The sequence below is a fragment of the Mycobacterium shunyiense genome, assembly GCF_058270075.1.
Map to the genome: position 1 here is coordinate 56819 of NZ_JBZDPU010000011.1, position 17968 is coordinate 74786.

Consider the following 17968-nt stretch of genomic DNA (forward strand, 5'->3'; position numbering starts at 1 on the left):
AGGAGATGAGGGGTTATCCACATGGGCTTCATTGAGGTAGTTCCCGAAGGAATGATGGCTGCGGCCGCTTCGACTGAGGCGTTGTCGGCGCAGGTGGGTGGACACACGGCTCAGGCCGCAGCGGTGGCCGCGGTGGTCCCGCCAGGGATCGAAGAGATTTCAGCGGCCAACGTCGCCAAGATCGCTGGCTATGCCGCCAACGTTGCAGCCGTGCTCGGCGGGGCATCGGCCGTGCAAGCTGCTTACGGTGCAGCGCTGGGATCTTCGGGCGCGATCCTCGACCTAGGCGATGCGTTGGCCCAACTCAGCGTTGCCAACATCGTCTGACATCGAGCAATACGCGGACACGGGTATGGGCATGCGTCTACACCAGCCTCGATCGCGGACTGCGCGCTGGCTTCACCTCGCGACGCACGCTCAGGCGCGAGGGCGTACCCGCGGGGTCCGTGAATGCCGGCTCACCGGGGAACTGACGGGTGAGATGGTGGTGACGGCATGACCGCCTGGGGTGCACTGCCCCCAGAGGAGAATTCAGCCGGATTTTGGTTCGGGCCTGGCGCTAGCAGCATGATGGCCGCAGCCGGTGAACTCGAAGCCCTTGCCGGCGCCATTATCGGCATGCTCGGCGGGCATGAGGCAGTGGCCTTGGCGTTGAGCACCTCATGGCCGGCCCCCACCGGGGAACTCGCCATGCTGGCCAACGTCCCGCACTTGTTGTGGCAGGCGAGGGCGGCCGGGATGATCACTACCGCTGCAGGGCTGATCACAGCAACCGCCGAAGCATTCGAGACCCTCAAAGCAGCCACGCCGACACCGATGGAGATAGGCGAGAACCAGATTGAGCATGTCGCGTTGAACAACGCGAACTTCCTGGGTCTGCTGACCAGCTTCATCATCGCCAACCGTGCACGGTACGGACAGATGTGGGTGACCTCAGCATCCAACAAATACGCTTACGCTGCGGCCAGCGAGGCTGGCGTGCAGGCGATTCCGCCTCTGGATCCGCCCACACCGTCAGCTATGCCCATGGGCGGCGATCCCGGAACTCCTTCTCTGGGATCGAAACCAGAACAGGCGCTCACATCTGCCGGCGCTGCTCCGCAGGACGCGATGTCAACATTTATGCCGATGCTGAGCCAGCTCGGACAGATCAGCGGCCAAGCTGGACAGCTGACTTCCGGCGCCAATCCACTGTCGAATGTGGGGCAACTCCAACAAGGCCTGCAGCCGGTGATGTCGTTGGCGTCCCAGATCGGACAGATGACACCGCCTGGGGCCGACGCGATGGGGGCTGTTGGCGCCGGAAGTTGGCTCTCGGGCGCGCCAGGGGGCGGAGGACCGGTGGCGGCGAACTTGGTTTCCGGTGGCGGTGGCGGTGGTTTCGGCGGTGGGACCGGTGCGGTGTCGACGGCCCTGCGAGGCCCGGTGTCTTGGGCTTCCCCGACTGTGAACGCATCTTCACCGGCCGGGGCTGACGTGGCGGTGTCACGCCTTGCCGAGGCCCGGGGGGCCTCCCCGATGGGCGGTGGCATGGGGGCACCGGGAGCGATGATGGGCCCCATGGCCCACGCCGCTGGCGATGACAAGCGTGAGGGGGCCGCGAAACCCGACGGGGCGAAAGTCCTTTCGTCAGCCGCCTCGCTGTACCGCTCTCCAACGGGCTTGCCGGTGATCACCGGCGGCTCGGGAGCGGTGTTCCGGACGGGGGAGGTGGCTGACCCACACACATCGTGAGAAGCACACACATCATGAGAACCGTTATCCCAGAGCAAGTTTGAGAGAAAGGACATCCGACGATGTCGGAACAGATTCACGGCGAACTCGACGCCCTCGCGCAGGACGCGCAGGGGCTACAAGAAGTCTCCGATCAACAGGCGGCGCTGATGCACAGCCTGGCTTCCACGATGGAGGGCCTGAGCACCTCCATGATCGGTCGGGCCAGCGTGGCCATGCAGCAGGTGGGTGAGCAGCTGCATCACGAGGGCAACTTGATGTCGACAACCTTCGCCGACCACTCGCACATGATGAACAACAACCGCCAGATCCTCGACAGCGGCGACGAGGAGAACGCGCACGCGATCTCCCAGATCTCCAACCTGATCGTCTAGGGACACACGAGAGCCCCATCGACTCTCGAATCCACTCTCACACTCGAACGAAAGGACACCATCGTGTCGACAGTAACTTTCCGCACGCCGCAGATCGCAGCGGCGGTTACAGAGATCGAGCAGGTCGCGCAGAAGACCGAAGAGAATCGGCTGCACTCGATCAACATCGTGACGGCCAACGCCGACAACTTCAACGGCAGGGGATCGGAGGCGTTCCAAAACGCCATCAACCTCGTCAACCATCGATACCAGGAACAGCAGGAAACGATTCGCCGGGCTGCCGTGGTTCTCAACCAGGCCAACGAAGACATGACCATGCGCGACGGTCAGGCCGCGGCCCAGTACGGCTAAGCCTGCTGGCATTTCACCAAATCAATTGGCGGCCCGGCAGGGATTGCGGTGCTCAACCGGAATCCCTGCCGGGCCCTCGCACTTCAACGGGCGCCACACGGTCATATGAAGGCCCGCGCCCAACAGTTCTGCTTCAACAACAAAGGTCAGTGATCTGATGAGCACACCGTCATTTCTTCGACGTCAAGCGCCGGCACCCGCAGGCCCTGCACCTGTACGAGCGTTGACCACGACATGCGAGGGAGTGCGAATACTGCAGGGGCTGTGCCGCATTGAAACGCTGCCTTCAACATTGTGGCTACAACCCTGGGTGAGTGAGGGCGGCCCGCCCACCGACGAAGTGGGACTCGCGACGCTGCTTAAGGCTGGTGCGCTGGTAGATGAGAGCACCGTTCATCCCACGATCAGTGCCTGGCTGCAAATCTTGGCGTCGCCAGACATCACCCTGTGCGTGTACATCAGACGCGGCAATGAGCATATGAGCCTGGTCATTGCGCGCCGCGACCGCCGGCACGCCGCCGCCTCGCGATGCAACGACGACGTGACGCTCGAGGAGGTCAGTTCCGTGCGATCCATGCGCGACCTGGTGGATCGGATCACGCCACTGTGTGGGCCAATGGTTGAAGCAGCACGGTTTGTGCCCGCCACTGTGCCGACAGAGGCACTGCTCAGCCGGCTGGGTGAGGTCGTGCGTGGCGATCACACTGCGCTACGAGCGCTGGGCAGCCTGGGATTGACCGCCGAGCAGCGCGAAGTCGTGATGCTGGCAGCGGATTCGCCCCTGATGGAGGCAACGTTCGCGGTCACGGTGCATGACCGACGAGGTGAGCACGTGTCGGTCGCCACCGCCTCGATCACCGATACTTCGTTGGGACGGGTGGTGACCGGCCCTGTGCGCGGAGAAGACGGCAAGTGGTGGACTCAAATCGTTCCCGGTACCAACGATGCCGCCGCGCGCGCGCTCACATCGCTGGTGGCCACAGTGGGCGGACGTGAGTGGCAGAGCTACAGCCGCCTAAAATAATGAAACAATTGTGGTGTTTACGTACTGCTTTACAGTGCCTCACTGTGTAAGGTATTAAGCAGCTTCGGACTGTGGAGGCCCGGGGGAACTCACAACATGGGAGCCAGTAAGTGAGCAACAACGACGACGACTTTTACAATCGCTACACCAGCAGCGAGCAAGGCGATTCGGCCGCCAACGAACCCGGCCAGAACTGGTCAGACATACCCGAGGGCGCACCAGTCAGCGGCGAGTCCGTTGCACCGCAGCATCTTTCGGGGTTTGATCCCGAGCAGACCTCGCAGGTGACGTCGGACTTTGTGCGCGCGGCGATCCGCGGCGCGACCGAGCTGCCGCAGCCCGTCGGGTCCTACCCACACATCAATGGCGGTGAGACGGACGCCAGCGCTTGGACTCGAGGCGCGCGTCACGCTCAGCAGAACCCGAACGCTGACACCTGGGAAGCGTCCCCGCACGCCTCACAGCCCGACGTGCTGACAGTCAGCGACATCGACGACGCACTCGCACAAGACACCCTGGCCGAAGCGGATCACGCAACAGACGCCACCGACGAGGTGGACAACCCCGAGGGCCATACCGACGACGCCACGTCATATGCCACCAACAACCCTGAGATCGAGCCTTCGCGCCCGCCAGACGGGCCGACCCTCACTCAGGACACGGGCTCTGAGCACGGCGGCAACACTGAGATTGATCAGTACGGCTGGGACGTGGGATCAGCGCAACCGAGCGCTCAGGGCACACTGCCCAACGCGCCTGCGCAACACGGCTTCAATGGGCAGCCACCAAGCCTGCAAGACGAGCACCACCGCCAGGCGCCGATCGCGCCCTACCCACAACCGTGGCCACCAGAGCAGGTACCGCGTCCCTGGCCGCAGCAACCCGCTGTTCCCGGCGGGCGCCACGCTAATCCAGCGCCCTATGGTCAGCCGCCAGCACAGTGGCCTCCAGTGACCAACGAGTTTGGTCATCACGCACCACCGGCCCACCGGGCGCCGGCAGCACACTTTGAACCGCGGACGCCTGCCGGACCGCCGCAGCAGCCACCGCATCGAATGCCGACTGCGCCGCCGGTGTCAATTCCGCACGGTACCTCGCGATTCGAGCCGTTGCGGCAGTCCAATGACGCATCCGTAGGCCAGACGCGGGCAGCGATCCGGGAAGCAGGCCTGGTGCGTCCGCACAAGCCTGAGGCCACCCGAGGCTGGCGCAAGGTGCTACGCAAGCTCACAGCGATCAACCTTGGTCCCTCGCCTGCAGAACGCAAGTGGAACGACCTGCAGCGGCGCATCAACTCGAACCTGCGCGGGACCTACACGATCGCCGTCATGGGCCAGAAGGGGGGAGTATCGAAAACGACCACCACGGTGGGTCTGGGTCAGGCACTCGCTCATTATCGTGACGACAAGGTCGTCGCGATCGACGGCAACACCGCCAAGGGGAACCTGGCCAATCGCATCGACGAACCCTCCAATGGAAACTGGAAGACGCTTCTGGGCGACTCAAAACTCGATTCCTACACCGATTTTCGGCACCACACAGGTAAGGACAGCTCGTCAGGGCTTGAAGTGTTGGGCTCCTACAAGGGCAATGAGGTCATCACCGGCGTCCAGCTCTATCAAGCAACTCAAACCCTCGGCAAGCAATACCCAGTCAGCCTTATCGATTGCGGCAACCAACTGCTCGACGACGTTACCGCAGCGGTATTAGCCATGGCCGATGCCGTGGTGATCGTGTCCACAACCAGTCTGGACGGGGCTTTGGCCGCCAGCGACACAATCAATTTCCTACTGGCGCACGGCTATCCGCATCTGGTTTCCTCGGCGGTCGTTGTGATCAGCAACGTGAGCAAAGTGCCGGCCAACAAGTCCGTCCGCCAGCTTCACGAAGATTTCGAACGGGTCGTGCGTGCAGTGCACGCCGTCCCCTACGATCCGCACCTTCACGAAGCCGCAGCGATCGACATGCAGCGGCTGAAGCCTGACACCAAGCGAGCCTTCATCGAGGCCGCGGCGTCGGTTGCAGACGGTTTCGCCGGCGCCTCTGACCGCGACCAGAACGCCATGGGGCGGCCCGGACCGACGGAGTGGCGGCAATGACACTGATCGAAGACAACGACCTGGGCACAGCGGCCTCTGAGCCAGGCCCACGCAAAGGAGTCGCAGTCCGCCGACGTGGCCAGGTCCGGCTGGCTGAGCAGGTTCGCGTGGCGGTCATCTTCTCCGGTCGCCAGCACGATCTGACGTTGCCGGCCACCGTCCCAGTGGCCACCGTCGTGGCGGGGATCCTCAACACCATCTGCGATCCGGCCGACAGCCTGCTCGACGCCAGTGAGGACGGACGCATCACCCCGGGCTCGGTGGTTCTGCGACGGGTCAACGGTCAAGCACTCGACCGCGAGGAGGACCTGCAAGCACAGGGCGTCATCGACGGGGACCTGCTGCGACTGGAGGTCGGTGACGCCGAAGTCACCTTGACCCCCATCATCGAGAACGCCAGTTCGGCAACTGCCCAGATCCTCTCAAACCACCGGCAACAGATCGATGAAGCAGTCACCGTCCGTTTCGCGGCGATCACCGCCGCACTCGGAGTTGTGTTGACGGTCGGCCTACTGCTCAACGCCTGGCGCATCAACCTGGCCGACGGCCACGACGTGAACCTGATGCTCGCCGCGGCGGCCACGGTGCTGACCGCAACACTTCTAGCGACAGCGACGATCGTATGGTGGCGTCACCGCGAACTGACCGTGGCAACGAGTCTGTGGCTTTCCGCTCTGGTGAGTGCTCCCGCAGCGGCGGTAATGGGAACACCCGGACAGCCCTCCGCCTGGCATGCGGTCTTCGGCTTTGCCACCGTCACCGTTGTGGCCTCGGCACTGTGGGCACTGACGCCGGCCCCACGAGGAGTGCTGGCTTGGACAGCCATCACGGGCGGATGCTGGGCGCTCATATCAGTGCTGCGCGCACTGGGCGTGCAATGGGGCTATCTCTGGGTCGCCGTCATGGCCATCGCTCTACTCGTGCTGAAACTGTCAGAGGGAATTGCCGGGCGCATGGCCAGGCTACCCATGCCAGAATTCCCCACCGTCACAGGAAAGAACGTTTTCGATCCGGCCGACGACATCGCTGCGCAGGCGTTGGAGGCGGCAGCAACTCACGGCACTCCGAGCATGGCGCAGCTGACTCGCGCCGCCATTGCGGCCAACACGTATCTGACGGTCGTGGTCGCGTGCACTGCAGTGTTTTTCGTGGTCGGCTCAGCCTGCACGATAACTCCTGGCCAGGGCCGTTGGTGGCTAGCCACGGTCTATGTCTTGATGCTGGCCACGATCTTGGTCCTAGCAGCACGTGCATTCGCCGATCGGATACAGGCGATCATCCTGGTAGCCACCGGACTGAGCATGATGGCCGCCGTCGGTTTGACCTACGTGCGGGCCAATGGGTCCGGCCCGGGCTGGAGCGTTGCGATCGCCGCTGCGGTGCTGATGTTAGGGGTGGGTGCTCTGGTCATCGCCGCGGTGGTGCCCAAGCATGTGTTCTCCCCGTTGTTCCGCAAACTCGTTGAGTGGCTCGAATACGTCCTCATCGCACTCGTTCCGCCGCTTTGCTGGTGGCTGCTCAACCTCTATTACCTGGCGAGAAACCGATGATCATGAACCGACGCCGATGGACACACAGCGCGGCGGCCTTGGCAAGCGTGGCCGCCCTCGTAGGAACTGCGCCACTGGTGACAGGCACCGCCCAGGCGATCAACCCGCCGACAATCGATCCGGCAGCGGTACCGACCGACACCGAAGCCAGGCCCGGCGAACCACTACGAATGGCGCACGGCTGCGCGGTCACAGGAGTATTGCCCAACAGCGATCTCGGCGCCCCCGGACCATCCCAGGCCTTCATGAATCTGCCGGAGTTGTGGAAGTCGGCAGGCAAAGGCGAGGGCCAGTCGGTAGCGGTGATCGATACCGGGATATCGCCAGGGCCGCGCCTGCCCCACCTGCGCGGAGGCGGAGATTACATCGAGGAAAACTCAGATGGCCTGCGCGACTGTGACTCCCACGGCACCATCATCGCCAGCATCATCGGCGGTGCACCCTCAGAGGCGGACGGCTTCGTCGGCGTAGCACCGGGCGCCGAGATCATCTCCATCCGGCAGTCCTCGGATGCGTTCGTGCCCGCCAACCCGACCTCAGGTGACATCGACTCCGATCGACGCGCGGGCACCGTCGCCAATCTGGCCAAAGCAGTTGTCCGAGCGGCTGATTCTGGCGCCAAAGTGCTCAACATGAGCATTGTCGCCTGCGTTCCCGTGCTTAAACCGGTCGACCAAACCACGCTGGGCGCTGCGATCCGCTACGCGGCGGTAGAAAAAGACGTCGTGATCGTTGCCGCAGCGGGCAATCGAGGCAATAAGGACTGCGGCAACCAGAATCCCGACATTGATGCGGTCACCGCCGATCCTGAGCAATACCGGAATTGGCGCGGGGTGGTAACCATCTCCACGCCTGCCTGGTTCTCCGAGTACGTCTTGTCGGTGTCGGCGACCGACGGCACCGGTCAACCGGCCATCGACGATCAAAAGAACGAGATCAGTCTGCTCGGCCCATGGATCGGCGTGGCCGCTCCCGGGGTGGCCATCCAAGGCTTCAACGAAAAAGGCGAGTTGATCAACGCCACCTTCAACCCTGAAAAAGGCGTACTCCTACCGATGAACGGCACTAGCTTCTCGGCTGCCTATGTCAGTGGGCTAGCGACGCTGATCCGCGCAAAGTATCCGAATCTGACGGCCCATCAGGTCATCGACCGCATCAAGCAGACAGCCCACTCGCCAGCCGCAGTAGTCGATAACCGTGTGGGATATGGGGCAATTAACCCCGTCGCTGCCCTCAACTACGACGTACCCGAAGCAGACCCTCAACCCAAGGAGAACCTGTCACGCCCGCTGCATGTCGCGCCGCCACCGCCACCTCCGGACCGCCGCCCGATGACGGTGGCACTGATCGGTAGCGGCGTCCTGGTGGGCGGGTCACTACTTGCGCTGGCGGTCGTACTGCTGGTGCGCCGGAAGGAACAGTCATGACCCAGGAACTCATCAGCACCCCGGGCGACGCCCAGCACCACCGCCGCTCGCGTCGCGCCGAATCACAGACAGTCACGGGACAAGCACTGCCACGATGGCAGTTCAGATTTCCCCTGCGACACATCATCATTGCCGAGGTCATTGCCGGGGTCACTGTCACCGCGATGGCCGCTGCGGGTGTCCCCTGGTGGGGTCTTGCCCTCGCCGTGGCCGCCATCATTGTGCTCGCCACACTGAACTACCGCGGCGCGACCAGTGCGGGTTGGCTGTGGCGAGCGTTTCACACCCGCCGCGGACGGAAGCCGGCCGTAGTTCCAGAAGCGTTCGGCGCCGAGATAATCGGCGCCGCCGCAATCGGAATGCGCTGGGATTGATCACACCCACCGACAAGGACTGCTCGTGAGCCAAACCCTTACCCGTTCCCAGCCAGCACTCACCGCAAACGGCAACCCGAAGTACGCAATCACCATGATCGCCCTGCACGGCCGTGCCTTTGCACCCACGGTGCTCGTCGCCGACGGCGCCGACACCCCCGACGTCGTGCCCCTTGACGCGGTGTGTTCGCTGATGCGCCAGTTCGGCGGACTGGAACTGCACTCGATCGATGTGCTGTCGATCGGCTCCCGGACACCTATGAACGGCAACTACACGCCGCGCTACGACCAGATCGTCGGCGACCGCCCAGCCGTAGGAGAACGTCGAACCTGGTTGGTGCTGCGACTGAATCCGCAAGCATGCTTGGACGCTTTGACCTACCGCGGAAACCTAAGCGAGGCAACCGCAACAGCGACAGAACGCATCCGGCAGGCGGCGGTGCGGGCTGGATGCAGGGCGAGCACCTGCAGCTCTGATGAGCTCGACGCTGCCACACGCATCCTGCTGGGCGGACATGATCTGGACGACTACCAGCCCCATTGGTCGCATCTGCAAGTGGGAACCGAGTACGTCACGCCGTACCGTATCGCCGGTCCAGACCTGACCAGTCGGCTGCTCAACGATGTGTGGACGATCCGTTCCACACACACCGCGACACTAGTTCGGCTCACCCGCAACGCCGACGCCACCATCTCGGCTGCGGCATTGGTGCGGATACACACCACCAAACCCGTGCCGCACCCACCACTATCCAAACTGAACCCTGTCCACGGGCAGACATCGTCAGCTCTATTGGCCATGCTTCCACTCGGGCACCGCTCACTGCAATTGCCATTAGCGCCGCGCCGCATCCAAACGACGCCAGCTCACCATGTTGCACGGCTCAGCGATAAGCGCACCCTGATCCTTCCGGTAGGCCCGTCAGGGTTCATCGTCGGTATGGCGCCATCGGGACAGCCCTGGCTGATGTCACTGCTAGACCCACTCAAGTTCACCCGAGTGGCAATCAATACCAGTATCGAAGTGGCCCAACGGCTTCTCCTTCGCGCCACGGCCGCAGGCGCTGTTGCCGCAGTCGATACCGACAGGCCAGAGTCCTGGGAGCCGATCTGCGATGAGCGACTGACACTCACCTCTGGCGGCGATCAGAAGACAAACGCAGTGCTGACCGTGTCTGACCGCCAAGACCGCCGCGACCAGCAAGCGGTCGGCGGTGAACGAGGCCACGGCCTGGTAACCATCAACTCAGTGAATCCATCAATATCCGATATCGTCATCACCCAGACATCACCGACCGAAATGGTTCTGCGCACGCCCGGCGGGCGAGAAATCATGTTGACAATCATGCGGCCCCGCAACGAAAGCCAAGTGCTGGGTCACCTACTCAAAGGGAAGACTCGATGAGCGATCGCGGTAGAGAAGCACTGGCCGCGGCCGTCAAAGCACTGCCCACATCCCCGCGAAAAGCACTGCAGGTGTTCAGCATCGCATTGGGAACCGACCCCACGATGGCCGATGCGCTGCTTGGTCGAGTCGCCGCCGGCGATCACTCGCTAGAAACCCTCAAGGCCCTGTCGACACATTCGCGCAACCTTGGCGCCCATCTGCGCCACCTAGGCAAAGCGCCGCGAGAACTCGGCGCAAGCCTGGATGTAGAAGCGCTTCGTCTCGACATCGTCGACCCCGTCTCAGCCCAGGCCGCCTACGCCGCTGCGCTCATCAACGCAGGCAAGTACGAGGCAGCCCACAGTCACCTCAACACCGTGCAAGACCGTCCTGAAGTCGCCTACGTGCGAGCAGTTCTTAACCGCAGAACCGAGCGATGGCCAGATGTACTCACCGCCCTCACAGGCTGTGAACGATGGATGATTAATCTGCTGCGGCGCGCTGCGAGCCTGCTCGAAGCAGAAGCGGCGGCCAACCTCGGTCTGTTCGACCGGGCCACAGCCGCAGCTCAACGCGCCAACACCTCCGACGAAGCCGCCAACCCTGACCCCATTAATCGAGATGCACAGTTCTGCCTGGCCCTTCTCGCCCGAGCACGGGGACAAGAGGAACAGGCAATGATGCTGCTCACCGAGATCCGAGTGGCCTGGCCCGACTTCGCCGGGGCAAGAACCGCGCTGGAAGATCGCACCTACGGCTTCCGAGTCACCGATGCGGCCGTGATCGATACGCGCTCAGATCCCTGGGACTCCACCACCCAACGCACACAGGAAATGGATCTGGCCGAACGGCAGGCCAAACTGTTGTCCGATGCTGAAGCCACCTTGACCAAGCAGATCGGCCTTGACGAGGTCAAAAACCAGGTCCACAAGCTGCGGTCGCACGTCAAGGTAAACAAGGTCAGGGTCGAGCGCGGTTTCGAACCCATCATGCGCAGTCATCACCTGATCTTCAGCGGGCCGCCAGGAACCGGCAAAACCACTATCGCGCAAGTTGTAGCCAACATTTATTGCGGCCTAGGCGTTCTCAAGACCACCAAGTTTCGCGAGGCAAAGCGTGCAGACTTCGTGGGGGAGACGTTGGGCTCAACCGCGATCAAAACGAACAAACTGATTAACGATGCCCTCGACGGAGTCCTGTTCATCGATGAGGCCTACGCGCTCATTCAGACTGGCTTATCTGGCGGAGACGCCTTCGGACGCGAAGCTGTGGACACGCTGCTGGCGCGCATGGAGGACGAACGTGACCGGCTGATGGTCATCATCGCCGGCTACGAAAACGAGATCGATCGCTTCCTGACGGCGAATGAGGGTCTACTGGGGCGTTTCCCCCGGCGCCTTCGATTCCAGTCCTACAATCCGGCCGAGCTGGCAGGGATCGCCGCTGCGATCGCCGGCGCAAAGGACTCCACGATCGTGCCTGCTGGCATCGACACTCTCGAGCGTGTCTGCAACGCGCTAACCCTGCTCGACGTGGTGGTCGGTGGCGACGATGACAAGGAGATTCGCAGAGTCATCTCCGCCCAAGAAGACAGTGGCGCTTTAGGCCCCGACGAAGTGCGGCGCAGGTTTCTCGATGTGCTGGGCAATGGCCGGTTCATTCGCAACGTGGTCGAAGCGTCGTTCGAAGAGCAGATGCACCGGATCGCCGATGAAGTTGACGGTCTCGATGGCAGCGCGATCGACGAGGCGATCACGACGTTGGTCGAGAAAGACGTCAGCGCTGCACTGCGCACCGTGCTATCGACCATGGCACCGGGCAAGATTGATGCTGCCGCTTTGATTGAAGCTACCCGGCCTCGGTAGTCCATGTCCGCTCCCATTGTCCACATGGGCCGCAAGGGAGGGAGTTTCACCCGCGGACAGGTCAGTCCCACGGCTCGCGTCGGCGCCACCACGGGGCAGAGGCCCACGCGCCTCGCTCCACCGTGACCGCACGAAAGCGTTCGTCGAGGCGCTGCACCTCGACACGGAGTCGGTGGGCGTGCTTACCGCGCCGTCGGACGAGCGCCTCCAGTCGGTCGCGGGAGTCGCCCCAGATCTCGCCGTCACAGCACGGGCAGCCGGTGGGGCCGGTATAGACCGGGCGTGCCGAGCGGTGAAGGCATTCGGCGTACTCGACTTCGCGGCGCCACAGGTCGAGGTAGCGCACAGCGGCGCCGTCTTTCCGTGGGCGGCGTGGACGATGCCGGTTCACCGGCGTGGAAGGGACCGGCCCTTCGGTTCGATGTGTGTCATGTGCGGCACCGTGACGTGGCGCGATCGGTGAGGTGGGGTACGAGGCGCAATTATCTGGGGTCAGATTCTGATGTTCACTGTTGTTCCCGCTGAGGCGAGTTGGCCTGGCTTGGCGTGATGGGTAACAGGCTGGGCTGCCGGTGTTTCCGGTTAGGGGTTGGTTGGTGCGGTCTGGCTGGCGCGATGGTTCGGGAGCCCGTCGCTTCGTCGCCGCCATCATGGCGGGCTGCCGTCGGTGACGGGTGCGGTGACTTGTTGGGGGTGGGTGCGGGTGTTGGTTTTTATTGGCGGGTGGCTAGTTGTGGTGGTGTGGAGTGGCTGGTGGTTGTTGGGCGGTGGGTGGCGCGTTGGGGCCACCAGCTGGCTTCGCGTAGGAGTGTGGCGATGGCGGGGACGGTGAGGGTGCGCACGAGGAAGGTGTCGAGTAGGAGTCCGCAGCCGATGATGAGGCCGGCTTGGATCATGATGGCCACTGAGCCGACCATGAGGCCGAACATGCTGGCGGCGAAGATGAGGCCGGCTGAGGTGATGACGGAGCCGGTGTTGGCGACGGTGCGCAGTACGCCGACGCGGATGTTGTGTCCTGATTCTTCGCGTAGTCGTGAGACGAGCAGCATGTTGTAGTCGGCGCCGACTGCGACCAGGATGATGAACGCGAGTAGTGGTACTGGCCAGGCGATTTCGTGTCCGAGTCCCCATTGGAAGATGAGGACGCCGATGCCCAGTGAGGCCAGGTAGTTGAGCACGACGGTGCCGAGCAGGTAGAGCGGGGCGAGCAGGGCGCGCAGTAGTAGGACGAGGATGAGTCCGACGATGAGCAATGTGGCGAGGGCGAGTTGGGTGAAGTCGGCTCGCAGCAGTCGTTGGATGTCGGAGTTGACGGCGGGGAACCCGGCAACGGAGACGGTGGCTTGGTGCAGTGAGGTGTTGGGGCGTGCGGCGTTGGCGACGTCGGTGATTTCGTGTGCGAGGCGGGTTGCTTCGGCGCTGTAGGGGTCGTGGCTGGTTTCGATGGCAAAGCGTGCTGTTTTTCCGTCTGGGGAGAGGAATTGTTTTGCCATATCGGTGAATTGGCGGTTTTGGAAGGTGTTGGCGGGCAGGTAGAAGCCGCTGGAGGAGTCCGAGTTGGCGGTGGCGCGGGCGGCGTTTTGGAGTTGGGTGGCGATCTGGCTCATCCCGGACAGCATTTCGATGTTGGAGTCGGCCAGTGCGTGGACGCCGGTGGCCAGTGCTTGGGCGCCTGAGGCGAGTTGGCCGATGCCGTCTTGGAGGCGTCGGATGTTGCCGGCGAGGTCGGCGGGGTCTCCGAGGGTTGCGAAGGCTTTGTCGAGGGAGGTGACCGCGGTGTGCACGGTGGCCAGGGTTCCGGCGACGGTGGCGTTGGTGTCGGGGTTGTAGCGATCGCCGAGTTCGGCGATCTGGGTGAACAATCCGCTGTCGCGCAAGCTCACCAATGTCTGGACTTGGTCGCGGATCTGGGCGCATTGGGGTGTGGTGGCACACCACGGGGAGGTGTTGAGGGCGCCGGTGAGGGGGTCGAGGACGGCGATGGCGTGTTGGGCTTGTTCGGCCAGGGGTCGCAGCCCGGGACCGGATTGGATGGCGCGGTCGACGGCGGGGGCGGTGGCCGAAAGTTGTTGCAGCAGGGGCCGGAACTGTTGAATCTGGGTGCCGGCGGACTGGGCTTGGGTCAGTGTCGCGGTGAGGGGGGTCAGGGCGGTGCGCAGGGTGGTGTCGAGTTGGGCCAGGCCGCCGGCGAGTTGGTCGGCGCCGCTGGTGAGCTTGGTGAGGTCGTCTTTTCTGGCGTTGCCGTCGGCGACGGCGCCGGCCATCTTGTCGCCGATCTGGCCGTTCTGCCAGGAGAGTTGGGCTTGTTCGAGGCGGGCTCCGGTGGGGCGGGTGACGCCGGACACTGTGGTGACGCCGGGGATCTGGGAGACGCGGGAGGCCATTTCGTCGAGGTCGGCGAGCCCTTTTGCGGTGCGCATGTCGGTGGGGTTTTCCACGACGAGGAATTCGGTGATGACGATGTCTTTGGGGAAGCGGCGGTCGAGGAGTTGGTAGCCCTGGTTGCTGGCGGTGGTGGCGGGCTGGCCTTTGCGGTCGTCGTAGCTGATCTTCATCGTGGTGGTGGCCGCGGCCAGGGTCAGCAGGATGACCAGGCTGGCGATCAGCAGGGGCACGGGTCGGCGGACCACCGCGACCGCGACGCGGTTCCAGTAGCGGCGGGTGCGGTCGGGTTTGGGGTCGCCGATGCCGCGTCGGGCGGCCAGCGCCAGCACCGGTGGCAGCAGCGTTACGGTGGCCAGGAATCCGAACATGACGGCCACCGCGCAGGCCGGGCCGAGGGCGGCGAACACGCTCAGTTGAGCGAACACCATGGCCAGGAAGGCGAAGGCGACGGTGGCCGCCGAGGCCAGGATGACCCGGCCGATGCTGGCGGTGGCGTGCACGATGGCCTGTTCGGGCGGCACCTGTGCGCGGCGCTGCTCGTGGTAGCGGCTGATCAGAAACACCGTGTAGTCGGTGCCGGCTCCCAGCAGGATCGCGGTCATGAACGCCACGGTGAATTGCGAGACCGGCATTCCCAGCTGGCCCAGGGCCGAGAGCACACCGCGCCCGACGACCAGGCTCACCGCGATCACCAGCAGCGGCAGCAGCGCGGTGAACACCGAGCGGTACACGATGAGCAGGATCACCGCGATCAGGCCGGCGGTGGCGATCGAAATCAGCACCAGGTCGTGTTCGGCGGCCGCGATCTGGTCGCTGAACGTGGCGGGCGGGCCGGTGACGTACGCGGTGGTCGACGTGCCGGCGAACACGTCGGCGGCGATGTCGCGCACCGCTTGCACGGATTCGGCGGCGGCGGGATCGCCCAGGGTGCCGGCCACCCCGACCGGCAGAAACCAGGCCTTGCGGTCGGTGCTGACCGCCTGCGTCGCGGTGATCGGGTCGGCCAGCAGGTCCTGAACCAGCAAGACGTGGGCGGTGTCGCCGCGTAGCCGCGCCACCAGGTCCTCGTAGCGCTCCCGCGTCGCGGGGGTCAGCCCGGCGGGGTCTTCCATCGCGACGAACACCATGGTCTTGGAACCTTGTTCGCCGAACGCCGCGCTCATCCGGTCCACTGTCTGAAACGACGGCACATCATGGGGGAGCAGCTCCGCCGATTGCTGGCGCACCACGGTTTCCAATTGGGGAAACAGCAGTGCCAGCATCACCGCGACGCCGAGCCAGGCTCCGATCACCAGCGTCTTGTGCCTCACCGTGAACCTCGCCAGCGCCGCCAGCCGCGCGCTGTACTCGCTGGAATCCGCCGGTTCGGCCGCACGGCGGTATCGCCGCCGAGCATTCATCGCGGTGCCCGAACCATCCGGATCGCTGTCGGTCACTACACCCTCCACCCAAGAAAAGGAACTATCAGTATCGCTACGCTACTAGCAGTACCACCGTGGTTCGCGCTGCGCGTCCGCCGGGGCCGCGCTGCGCGTCCGCCGGGGCCGCGCGGCGCGTATGGGGGCCGCTAGTGACCTGCGCCGACGCCGGCGTCGGTGTCGTCGGCGTCGGGGATGTCGTGGCGGACCACCCGGACCCGGCCACGCGGCAGGCAGGCCATGTATCCGTGGCGTTTGCCGTAGAGCTCCCAGGCGGTGGCGTGCGCGTCGGCCTCGACATCGATGCGGTGCCCGCGGGAAAAACCCAGGTGCAACGCGCCGTCATCGCCGTATCGGGCGTGCGTGCACACCGCGCCGGCCAGGTCGAGCAGCGGGCGTTCGTGCACCGCGACCCGGTTGGGGTCGATGAGCACTTGTTCGGCCGGAAAGTCCCCGACGGGCGGCAGCGTCAGCCGCAGGGGACGCGAAATCACCAGCTCGCTGTAGCCATCGAGGTCCAACACCAACCCGTCGCGCAGCGACACGCGTTGCACGACGCAGTCTTCGATCCATTGGGTGAACATGGCGCCTCCTTCGACACGTCTTTGGGTCGCATCTGAAGGGTACGGTAAGTATCGCTGCGATACTATTAGTATCGTTAACTGTTGGGGGTGAGGGAGGCCAGGCGATCCACGATGCGCCGGCTGGCCCGATCGATGCGGTCACGGGTCTGGGCCGCCGAGGCCCGCCGGCCGATGAAGGCGGTCAGGTTCGCCAGCCAGATGTCGGCGAGGAGCTCGGCGACCGGCTGATCGAGCGGCCCGGGCGTGTCGCCGCCGAGGGTGTGGGCGAGCAGGCGCTCGATGACCGCGGAGGCCTCGTCGAGGGCGGCGGCCGCGGTGCTGTCGGCAGCGACGAATGCCCGTGTCATGGCCTCGGTGAGAGGGATGTCGCGCTGCCAGCGGTCGTGCAGATACCCGGTCAGCCGATCCAGGCGCTGCTGAGGTGTCGTGCCGGTGGCGGCCCAGTCCTGGGCGGCCTGCAGCCGCCCGAATTCTCGGGCCAGCGCCGAGACCAGCAGGTGGGTCTTGGACGGGAAGTAGCGGTAGAGCGTGCCGACCGCGATACCGGCCCGCTCGGCTACCGTGCGCATCCGCACCGCCTCATACCCGCCCGCGGCGGCCACCGCCAGCGCCGCATCCAGAATCGCCTCTCGGTGACGCGTCGGCGTGCGCGGACGCGGCGACGCGGTCGGGTGTGGCGGCGCGGTCGGGTGTGGTGCCACCGGCGGCGACTCCGACGGGGATTGTTGGCTTTTGGGTTGGGCGCCGGTGTCGGTCGCGGTCACGGTGCCGGGTCGTGCGGATCGGCGTGGGCCCGGTTGGTGCGGGTGAACCGTTCCAGCAGGCCATCGAAGGCCGCCAGATCACCGTGGGCGGCGAAGTGCTCGGTGCTCACCACGACGAACACCGCGCTCGCGGTGAACCGGGTGACGCCGTCGGTGCCGGTGCCTGTCGCGCGGACATGCAGGGCGCGGCCGTTGCGCTCGGTGATGTGCGCGGTGATCCGGTGCGGTTGGTGCAGTGGCACCGGCAGCAGATACTCGACGGTCAGACTGCGCGTCACCGCCGGGGTGCCGGCGATCCACAACGTGAAGCCCAGCACGTCATCGCAGGCGGCCGCCACCGCGCCGCCGTGCGCCAATCCCGGCGCCCCGATGTGGCGTTCGTCGAAGGTCGCATCGGCATACACCTGCTCGCCGCAGCGGTACACCACCAGCTGCAGGCCGTGGGGGTTGTCCGGGCCGCAGCCCATACAGTGCGGGGTGTGGGCGGGCAACCGTTCCGCGGGTGACCCCACCCCACGGTCACCGTCGGGTACCTCATCCCGACACGGCACGTGTTCGGACACCCGATACCTCCAGTACGACCAGTTTCGCTACGCTACTGTTGGTACCATAAGTGTCGGGCGGGCGGGAAC

16 protein-coding genes are annotated in these 17968 nt (G+C 64.6%); 11 read left to right on the forward strand and 5 right to left on the reverse strand.

All coding sequences use genetic code 11. The features are described from left to right. The first annotated feature begins 21 nt into the window (after positions 1-21). The 11 genes from AC4ELH_RS09240 (at position 22) to eccA (ending at position 12185) form a co-directional block, all read left to right on the forward strand. The gene (locus AC4ELH_RS09240; RefSeq protein ID WP_064880875.1) at positions 22-327 is read left to right on the forward strand and encodes a PE domain-containing protein; all 306 of its coding nucleotides are present in this window, start codon (positions 22-24) and stop codon (positions 325-327) included. 168 nt (positions 328-495) lie between these two features. After that, a complete protein-coding gene (locus AC4ELH_RS09245) occupies positions 496-1734 on the forward strand; it encodes a PPE domain-containing protein (protein WP_498884193.1) in 1239 nt (412 codons plus the stop codon). 62 nt (positions 1735-1796) lie between these two features. Beyond that, entirely contained in the window at positions 1797-2108 is a 312-nt protein-coding gene (locus AC4ELH_RS09250; protein WP_409552719.1) for a hypothetical protein, read from the forward strand. A 63-nt stretch (positions 2109-2171) separates the two neighbouring features. After that, entirely contained in the window at positions 2172-2459 is a 288-nt protein-coding gene (locus AC4ELH_RS09255; protein ID WP_064880881.1) for a hypothetical protein, read from the forward strand. Between the two features lie 244 nt (positions 2460-2703). Then, on the forward strand, positions 2704-3483 hold the full coding sequence (locus tag AC4ELH_RS09260) for an ESX secretion-associated protein EspG (RefSeq protein ID WP_409552720.1): 780 nt from the start codon (positions 2704-2706) through the stop codon (positions 3481-3483). 110 nt (positions 3484-3593) lie between these two features. Continuing rightward, entirely contained in the window at positions 3594-5582 is a 1989-nt protein-coding gene (locus AC4ELH_RS09265; RefSeq protein ID WP_498884196.1) for a MinD/ParA family ATP-binding protein, read from the forward strand. Then, positions 5579-7132: a type VII secretion integral membrane protein EccD gene (eccD, locus tag AC4ELH_RS09270; protein ID WP_409552722.1), complete on the forward strand. Its 1554-nt coding sequence runs from the start codon at positions 5579-5581 to the stop codon at positions 7130-7132. Before AC4ELH_RS09265 ends, eccD begins: the two co-directional genes overlap by 4 nt. A gap of 245 nt (positions 7133-7377) precedes the next feature. After that, complete coding sequence (gene mycP, locus AC4ELH_RS09275) at positions 7378-8559, forward strand: type VII secretion-associated serine protease mycosin (protein WP_498884198.1); 1182 nt, start codon at positions 7378-7380, stop codon at positions 8557-8559. Continuing rightward, positions 8556-8933 carry a hypothetical protein gene (locus AC4ELH_RS09280; RefSeq protein ID WP_409552724.1) on the forward strand — a complete coding sequence of 126 codons (378 nt, stop codon included), beginning with the start codon at positions 8556-8558 and terminating at the stop codon, positions 8931-8933. Before mycP ends, AC4ELH_RS09280 begins: the two co-directional genes overlap by 4 nt. Before the next feature lie 25 nt (positions 8934-8958). Beyond that, the gene (eccE, locus tag AC4ELH_RS09285) at positions 8959-10338 is read left to right on the forward strand and encodes a type VII secretion protein EccE (RefSeq protein WP_498884200.1); all 1380 of its coding nucleotides are present in this window, start codon (positions 8959-8961) and stop codon (positions 10336-10338) included. Then, positions 10335-12185, forward strand: a complete 1851-nt coding sequence (eccA, locus tag AC4ELH_RS09290) for a type VII secretion AAA-ATPase EccA (protein WP_409552726.1) — start codon at positions 10335-10337, stop codon at positions 12183-12185. The genes eccE and eccA overlap by 4 nt, the downstream gene beginning before the upstream one ends. A 61-nt stretch (positions 12186-12246) precedes the next feature. Here the strand turns inward: eccA and AC4ELH_RS09295 are convergent, their stop codons facing one another. The 5 genes from AC4ELH_RS09295 to AC4ELH_RS09315 all read right to left on the reverse strand — a co-directional run bounded on the left by AC4ELH_RS09295 (position 12247) and on the right by AC4ELH_RS09315 (position 17803). Then, a complete protein-coding gene (locus AC4ELH_RS09295; protein WP_454231444.1) occupies positions 12247-12531 on the reverse strand; it encodes a hypothetical protein in 285 nt (94 codons plus the stop codon). Between the two features lie 367 nt (positions 12532-12898). After that, positions 12899-15970 (reverse strand): MMPL/RND family transporter, encoded by a 3072-nt coding sequence (locus AC4ELH_RS09300; RefSeq protein ID WP_110850456.1) that lies wholly within the window; start codon positions 15968-15970, stop codon positions 12899-12901. A gap of 167 nt (positions 15971-16137) precedes the next feature. Next, a complete protein-coding gene (locus AC4ELH_RS09305) occupies positions 16138-16572 on the reverse strand; it encodes a DUF6188 family protein (RefSeq protein ID WP_003887008.1) in 435 nt (144 codons plus the stop codon). Positions 16573-16646: 74 nt separating this feature from the next. Beyond that, positions 16647-17336, reverse strand: coding sequence for a TetR/AcrR family transcriptional regulator (locus AC4ELH_RS09310; protein ID WP_073909329.1), 690 nt, complete (start codon positions 17334-17336; stop codon positions 16647-16649). Continuing rightward, positions 17333-17803 carry a PaaI family thioesterase gene (locus tag AC4ELH_RS09315; protein WP_065512386.1) on the reverse strand — a complete coding sequence of 157 codons (471 nt, stop codon included), beginning with the start codon at positions 17801-17803 and terminating at the stop codon, positions 17333-17335. The genes AC4ELH_RS09310 and AC4ELH_RS09315 overlap by 4 nt, the downstream gene beginning before the upstream one ends. Between the last annotated feature and the right edge of the window lie 165 nt (positions 17804-17968).